This is a genomic window from Neglectibacter sp. X4, from assembly GCF_009917365.1.
Taxonomy (GTDB): Bacteria; Bacillota; Clostridia; order Oscillospirales; family Acutalibacteraceae; genus Acutalibacter.
The window spans coordinates 1-940 of the sequence record NZ_QWLE01000186.1 but is presented as its reverse complement, the minus strand read 5'-3'; the positions used below and the strand labels follow the sequence as shown (position 1 = coordinate 940).

1 protein-coding gene is annotated in these 940 nt (G+C 45.5%); it reads right to left on the bottom strand.

All coding sequences use genetic code 11. The annotated features are described in order from the left end of the window. Positions 1-315: 315 nt before the first annotated feature. Positions 316-831: a Bro-N domain-containing protein gene (locus D1841_RS18825; RefSeq protein ID WP_371722167.1), complete on the bottom strand. Its 516-nt coding sequence runs from the start codon at positions 829-831 to the stop codon at positions 316-318. Positions 832-940 lie beyond the last annotated feature (109 nt).

Here is a 940-nt window from a genome sequence, read left to right as displayed (position 1 = left end):
TCTGTGGGGCTATTGTGGGCCTGTCCCATGATTTCCCTTGCCGCTTCCGGTGCGCCAACACCGGGGGCGGCTTTTTTTGTTTTTGTCTATGATCTTATCCAACATCTTAGCCGGTGTAATCCCTTGAAAACACTGGATTTGCTAAGATGTCTAAGATGTCTGAGATGTAAATATTCTTTTTATTTTTTAAGAAAAATATAGAAGATATAAGTATATAGAGAATAGGGCTTTTTATCTTAGACATCTTAGACAAAGCCCGGAATTTCAGTGTTTTCAAGGATTTTGCTTGTCTAAGATATAGGAAAGGATGTCCGGCTAAGATTCCAGCTTCTTTGGTTTCCGACCCCGGAGTTGGCGCACTGTGCATTGGGACAAAACAAAAGCGTAGTACCCGGCGTCTGGATTTTGTTGATATTCTGGATGTTCACAAGCAAAGTCAACCATTGCAACCGCTTCTTCATCGGGCATTTTGCAATCTTCTGCAAAGAATTTGGGTAGGGTTACGCCGTAATTCTCCCCGATTTCATAACAAGCATGGGCAATTTCCCAATTTTCCTTACCTTCTGCCTTCATCCGTTTTTTCGTTTCAGCTACAATGGAAATCACCTGTGGGAGACTTGCGTACCCCGGCAAAGTGTAGCTTCCGGTTTTACGGATGGAGGGTAGAACTTCATGTGTCACCCAATGTTTGAATCGCTTGGCACTATCCAGCTTGGAGCCAAAGATCAAGGCATATACGCCGGATTCGTTGATTACCGTCATAGCCCGGTTCTGACCTGACCCGTTGAAATTACGGGTTAGCTTATCTTCATCATCAACATGGTTTCTGATGGCTTGATCGGTGTCACCATATCCAAGAGCCGCCGCCCCTGACCATATACGGGCGGCGGCGCTTGCCTGACAGCTTCACAACTGAACCATAGCCGTTGGGCAATCTCAT